This is a genomic window from Nonomuraea sp. NPDC004702 (assembly GCF_053601695.1).
The window spans coordinates 1-6,336 of the sequence record NZ_JBSGCE010000158.1 but is presented as its reverse complement, the minus strand read 5'-3'; the positions used below and the strand labels follow the sequence as shown (position 1 = coordinate 6,336).

General features: G+C 69.2%; 7 protein-coding genes. 4 read left to right on the top strand and 3 right to left on the bottom strand.

Annotated elements, in window-relative coordinates:
• Positions 1-177 precede the first annotated feature (177 nt).
• On the bottom strand, positions 178-1,581 hold the full coding sequence (locus tag ACWEJ6_RS54105; protein WP_452433547.1) for an aminotransferase-like domain-containing protein: 1,404 nt from the start codon (positions 1,579-1,581) through the stop codon (positions 178-180).
• Between the two features lie 313 nt (positions 1,582-1,894).
• On the opposite strand from ACWEJ6_RS54105, the gene ACWEJ6_RS54100 reads away from it, so the two are divergent.
• From ACWEJ6_RS54100 to ACWEJ6_RS54090, 3 genes are all read left to right on the top strand, one after another.
• The gene (locus ACWEJ6_RS54100; protein ID WP_452433546.1) at positions 1,895-2,938 is read left to right on the top strand and encodes an EamA family transporter; all 1,044 of its coding nucleotides are present in this window, start codon (positions 1,895-1,897) and stop codon (positions 2,936-2,938) included.
• A gap of 95 nt (positions 2,939-3,033) precedes the next feature.
• A complete protein-coding gene (locus tag ACWEJ6_RS54095; RefSeq protein WP_452433545.1) occupies positions 3,034-4,056 on the top strand; it encodes a hypothetical protein in 1,023 nt (340 codons plus the stop codon).
• Between the two features lie 63 nt (positions 4,057-4,119).
• Entirely contained in the window at positions 4,120-4,464 is a 345-nt protein-coding gene (locus tag ACWEJ6_RS54090; RefSeq protein ID WP_452433543.1) for an ASCH domain-containing protein, read from the top strand.
• A 421-nt stretch (positions 4,465-4,885) separates the two neighbouring features.
• Here the strand turns inward: ACWEJ6_RS54090 and ACWEJ6_RS54085 are convergent, their stop codons facing one another.
• Entirely contained in the window at positions 4,886-5,128 is a 243-nt protein-coding gene (locus tag ACWEJ6_RS54085; RefSeq protein ID WP_452433542.1) for a GntR family transcriptional regulator, read from the bottom strand.
• A gap of 42 nt (positions 5,129-5,170) precedes the next feature.
• A complete protein-coding gene (locus ACWEJ6_RS54080) occupies positions 5,171-5,647 on the bottom strand; it encodes a GntR family transcriptional regulator (RefSeq protein WP_387683431.1) in 477 nt (158 codons plus the stop codon).
• A 257-nt stretch (positions 5,648-5,904) separates the two neighbouring features.
• On the opposite strand from ACWEJ6_RS54080, the gene ACWEJ6_RS54075 reads away from it, so the two are divergent.
• Positions 5,905-6,057: a hypothetical protein gene (locus ACWEJ6_RS54075; protein ID WP_452433540.1), complete on the top strand. Its 153-nt coding sequence runs from the start codon at positions 5,905-5,907 to the stop codon at positions 6,055-6,057.
• The last annotated feature ends 279 nt before the right edge of the window (positions 6,058-6,336 follow it).

Here is a 6,336-nt window from a genome sequence, read left to right as displayed (position 1 = left end):
TGTTCCCCGGCCTCACCCAGCAGATGATCGACGACGGGGTGCCCGCCGGAGACCTGGCCACCAGCCTGCGCTGGTACTTCAACGGCCGCCGGCTGGCGCGGCCCGGGCGCGTCCGCGTCGCCCGAACCGGCATCTGATCACCGGACCGGGCGTCCCATCACTGGACCGGGCGTCCGATCACCGGGCCTGTGCGTCCAGCGCCCGCCCGAGCCTCCGCACCCCCTCCGCCAGAACCGTCAGGTTGGCGGCGGCCATGTGCGTCACCCTGATCCGCGGGCCCGGCGGCTCCGACGGGTAGTACATCCGCCCCGGGCTCACCAGCGTCCCGTACCGTCGGGCCGTCTCGACCAGGGCGTTCTCGTCCACCTCCGCGGGCAGCCGCAGCCACAGATGCAGGCCGCCGATCGGCAGCAGATGCACCTCCGCCCCCGGGACGTGGGCCGCCAGCGCCGCGGCGAGCGCGTCCCGCCTGGTCGCGATCTCGGCGTGCACGGTGTTCAGATGCCTGCCCCACGCCGCCGAGCCCACGAACTCCAGCGCCGTCTCCTGCAACGGCCGCGCCACGAAGAACGACTCGACGAGCTGGCTGGCCCGCAGCCGGTGCGCGGCCGGACCACGGGCCACGACCGCCGCCACCCGCAGGCTGGGGGACAGGATCTTGGTCAGCGAGCCCACGTTGACGACCGTGCCGTGCGCGTCCATGGAAGCCAGCGACGGGGGAGCGGCGGGGGACAGGTAGCGGGCGTAGTCGTCCTCGATCACGAACGCCCCCGCCGCCCTGGCCACCTCCAGCACCTGCGTGCGCCGCTCCAGAGGCAACGTCGCGCCGGTGGGGTTGTGCAGGGTGGGCTGGCAGAAGAACACCCGCGCGCCGGTGACGGCGAACGCCTCGGCGAGCAGGTCCGGCCGTACGCCGTCGCGGTCCATCGGCACGGCCGTCGCCCGCAGCCCGGCCGCCTTGGCCGCCGCCAGCGCTCCGGGATAGGTGGGCGTCTCGACCAGCACCGGTGTCCCGGGGGCCGCCAGCGCCCTGAACGCGTGCGTCAGCGCCGCCTGACCGCCGCTGACGATCAGCGCGTCCGCCGCCGTCACGTCGCCCCCGGCCTGGCGGGCGAACCAGCCGCGCAGCTCGTGCAGGCCGTTCAACGGCGGCGTCGCCCAGACGTCCGGACGACGCACCGCCCGCGCGGCGGCCGCCGCGAGCTGCCTGTCCGGCCGCAACCCCGGGTTCAGGTAGCCGCCGGTCAACGGCACCACCTCCTCGGGCGGCTGCGCGAGCAGCGCCGCCACCGGCCCGTCGTCCACCACCCGGTCGCCGAGGGCGACCGTCTGCCAGGACAGGTCCAGAGGGTCCTGACCGTGCATGACCTGCCGCGGCGCCACGAACGCGCCGCTTCCCGGACGCGACACCACCCGCCCTTCGGCGGCGAGCTGACCGATGGCGCGTGAGACCGTCACGGGGCTGACGTTGTGCCGCCGCATGATCTCCCGGCTGGACGGAAGCCGCGCACCAGGCCCCAGACGGGCGGCCTCTTCCCGCAATATCGCAGCAATCTGGGCGATACTGCTATCGTTGGTCATGAAGGACAAGGGTAGCGCTACCGCCCAAAACGCAGTAGCACCCCCACCTCCCCCTCGCCCCAATACAACCCCCACCCCACCTCCCGCCCCGGGCTCTCCCGCCCCGGGCTCTCCCGCCCCGGGCTCTCCCGCCCCGGGCTCTCCCGCCCCGGGCTCTCCCGCCCCGGGCTCTCCCGCCACCCTCAACCAGCCGGCCGCCCCTCAGAACCCGGCCACCTCTTCCAGCCCGTCCGACAGGACCAGCACCTCACCCTCCACCTCCCCAGCTCCTGTCCTGGAGCCCACCGCCCCTCCCGCCTTCCCTCCGGCCCTCTTGAAGGGACCCGCCACCTCCAACGGCACCGCCACCTCCAACGGCGCCGAGATCTCCAAGGGCACCGCCACTTCGAACGGCGCTGGGGTCTCGAACGGCGCTGCGACCTCGAACGGCGCTGCGACCTCGAACGGCGCCCCCACCCTTCGCGACGCCCTGAAGGGCACCGGCGCAGCCACCCGCGCCCGGCAAGGGACGATGCTGGCCTTCCTGGGTGTCCTGGCCTTCTCCGGCAGCTTCCCCGGCACCGTCTACGCGATGCGCGGCTTCGACCCCTGGCTGGTCGCCATCGGCCGCGCCGCCGTCGCCGGCCTCATCGCCCTGGTCTGCCTCAAGGTCGCCCGCCTGCCCCTCCTCCCGCCACGCCGCCACTGGCCCTCCTACGCCGTGATCTCCCTGGGCGTGGTCTTCGGCTTCCCGGTGTTCAGCAGCCTCGCCCTCGACCTGGGCGCCAGCACCTCCCACGCCGCCGTGGTCATCGCTCTGCTCCCCGCCGCGACCGCCGCCTGCGCCGTCGTACGGGCCGGCGAACGCCCCCGCTCCCTGTTCTGGGCCGCCTGCGCCGCCGGAGCCGCCGCGATCATCGCCTTCACCCTCACCCGAGGCCAGGCCGGAGCCGCCTGGCCGGACCTGCTCCTGGTCGGCGCCCTCCTGTCAGCCGCGCTCGGCTACACCGAAGGCGGCCGTCTGACCAGGACGACCCCCGGCTGGCAGGTGATCAGCCACGCCCTCGTCCTCTCCCTGCCGCTGACCGCCGTGATCACCGCGGTCCTGGCCCTCACCACCCCCATCACGCCGACCGCCCCCGCCTTGGCCGGCTTCGCCTACGTGGCGCTGATCTCGATGTTCCTCGGCTTCATCCCCTGGTACGCCGGCCTGGCCAGAGGCGGCATAGCCAGAGCCGGCCAGACCCAGCTGGCGCAGCCGCTGCTGACCCTCATCTGGGCCTGGGTCCTGATGGGCGAACGCTTCGGCCCGGCCACCGTGGCCGCCGCACTCGCCGTCCTGGCCTGCGTCGCCGTCACGCAGCGCACCCGCTCGTAGGGAAAGGCCCGGCACGACGACGTGCGCACCGGGCCGCGGCGAAGCTTGCATGGCGTGACGCCGCCACGCAGGATGGCAGGGGAGGTGTCACAACCATGGCGGACCTCACGATCCCGGAAGGCGGCTTCTGGCCCGCGCCCGAGATCCCGCAGCCCAACATCTATCCGATGGAATGGCGCGTGGAGACCGAGAAACTCGCGGCCATCTACGAGAAGTCCAAGCGCAAACTCTGGAACCCGGCCGACCTCCCATGGGACGGCCTCGACCAGGACGACTTCACCCGCGAACAGCGCCTGGGCATCATGTACTGGTTCGCCGTCCTCGCCAATTTCGACGCCTCGGGCCCGGCCGTGTTCGCCCGCGCAACCATCCAGGCTTTCGAGAAACACGAGGAAGACCCGGTCCGGAAGTGCTTCTTCTCCATCACCCGCGACGAGATGAACCATGAGGAGTGCTGCCAGCGCACCATAGCCCGGCTGTGGCCCGGCGGCCCCCTGAACTGGACCCCCGAAGACGATCTCGAAAAGGCCGCCCACAACAACATCGGCTGGCTCTACCACAACGGCGGCCGCTACTGGAACGGCTACACCAGCGCCGTCGGAAGATACTCGCTGCCGGTCCTGTTCACGAGTTTCATGATGGGCGAGATGGCCGCGTCCACGCTGTTCAGAGGCATGGCCACGGGCACCCGGCATCCGGTCTTCGGCGAGATGTTCCAGCGCATCGGCCTCGACGAGTCCCGTCATCTGCAAATCTGCATGACCATTCTGGAGAACGAATGGCCGGGCCTCACCGACGAGACCCGCAGCCTCATCACCCGCCAGCTGCGGGCCGGTTTCGTGTTCCTCTCCATGATTCTCTGGGAGCCTCCGGAAGGTTTCTGGGAACTCCCGCCCTACTTCCTCGACAACCACCGCGTCCTGATGGACCACGCCAGGGAAGCGGGACTGGGCGTGCTGTCGTACGAGGAACAGAAGGAGAACTGGCGCGTGGCCATGGCGAAGGTCCGCGCGATCGTCGAACGATGGGGCATCGCCTTCCCCGCCATCCCCGAACTGGACCTGGAAGGCGTCGAGGTGAACGTCATCGACCCGGAGGAGATCATCCCCGTCTTCTAGGATGCGCGTATGTGGCCCCGCATCGACGGACGCAGAGTCCTCGCCCTCGGCACGCCTGGCAAGGTGCGCACCCTGCTGACCGACCTCACCCTCTCAGGCGCGAAGACCGCCACCGCCGGTCTCCTGCCCCTCGACTACGAGGCGGAGGGCGAAGAGGTCGAACATGTCGGCGAACACCTGATCCTCGTGAACGACGCCGGCGAGAAGGCCGCCACGATCGAGATCACCTCAGTGGCGCTGGTGCCGTTCGCTGAAGTGCCGTGGGAGTTCGCCGAGGCGGAAGGCGAAGGATTCACCTCGATCCAGCACTGGCGGGACGTCCACCAGCGCTACTGGTCATCCTTGGGCCACGAGGTGAACGACACCTCCACAATCGTCTGCCTCCACTACCGCCTACTCCCCGCCTAGCCCCCGCGCCCAAAACACCAACCCCCCAACCACAACCAGCCCCCGAACAACCACCTCCAACCGCACCGCCCCTCAACCACCTATGTTCAGACCCCGACCACGCCCCTCGGCCAAGCATCCACTCCCGGCCAAGCACCCATCAGTGGGGCGAGCATCCACTCCCGGCCAAGCATCCATCAGTGGGGCGAGCATCCGCCCCTTGGCCGAGCATCCACTCCCGGCCAAGCATCTCTCCCCGCCGAGCGTCCGCCTCCCGCCAGGCAGGCATTCGCAGGCCCCCGGACTCAAGCCCTGTCACAGAGGCGATCCACCCCGCGCCGCCGTCACTCCCGCACCGACGCCCTCAGCGAACCGCCCCACCCGACTCCCGCATACTTCCGCCTCCGTCGTCCCCTGTGCCGTCGTCCCCTGTGCCGTCGTCCTACCTCCCATCCATGGCGCCTCCGACGAACGTCCCCTTCCCCGCCACCGTGTGCACGAGCTGCCGCCGACGCAGCTCCCGCACCACGTTCCGGACGGTTGACCGCGCCACGTCGAACTCGGCCTCCATGGCCAGCTCGCTCATCACTGCCTCGCCGGCCAGCAGCTCACCTCTCAGAATCTGACCCTCGATCATCTCGGCAATCTGCACATAGATCGGCACAGGGCCGTCTCGGTCGAGCATGCTCATACCTTAGACGTCTGGATACAAGCAGATGAGTGAATCTCAATCCTGGGGCCACGACTCTTCCGGCGACACGTAACTCCCACGCTGCGGCACGGTGTAGATCCACCCTTGCTCCCGCAACAACGCCATGGCCCGCCGCACCGTCTCCCGCGCCACGTCGTACTGCTGCACCAACGCTGTCTCACCCGGGATCGCCCGCTTGGGCTGGAAGTGCCCCGCCCTGATCTGCTTGGCCATATCGGAAGCGATCTGCCGATAGAGCGGCACTTTCCGCTGCTTACGCGGTGCTTCATCAGGCGCACCGACGAACGTTCCCTCGCCCTGGACCGTGTAGATGAGCCCTTCCTCGCGCAACACGTGGATGGCCCGGCGGGCGGTCGTCCGGGCGACCCCGAACTCGTGCTGAATGTCGGCCTCGCTCGGCACGGGATGCCCAGACGCGAGCCCCTCGACCCGCTGTCGAAGGATCTCTGCGATCTGTACGTAGATGTGGGTGTCGCCATCGTAGTCCAGCACACCGGCAACATAGACGAAGGTGTACGAGCCCTCCCATATCCTCCTGCCTGTTCAGACAGAGTCATCTTTCCGAATAGACGAGCGGATACAACCAGACGTATTCTCCGATCATGGCCGTACTCTCCCTGGAATACGAACCTTGCATCGGCATCCACCTCCCAGAACCCCGCCCAGGCCGCACAGCCATCAGCTGGTATCCCACCCGCTCCCCCTACGAACGCGTACGGGTCCGGGCATACACCTGTCACTGCGCGCCCATGATCTACGAGCTCTGCCAAATCGGAGGGCAGCGCTTCATCCGCCGAGCCCGCAAGAACGGCAGCATCCCGATCCTGGAGGAGACCTTCCGGGGCTCCGCCCTCAGAGCCCAGCTGCTCTGGGACCGTCTGCTGGCCGGCAACGCCCGATAGCCCGGGCACCTACCAGACCAGCACTCACCTTCGGCTCATCCTCTAGGCCGTAGAGAAACCCCCGCCCCTGAGCCGCTACCTCCAGCAGCACGAACCCCGCGTTGTTCGCCCACCTGAGGCAACCTATCGGGAGAGCCTGACAAAACCAGCCCTCCCGCTCGAACGCACCCCCTAAAGCTCCCTGTGAGGTGCCCCGCGTCCTCCGGACAGCTTCCTGATGATCACTTCATGATGCGAGCTGTCGACTCAGGTACTCGTTGTGGACCTCAAGTGGAGTCC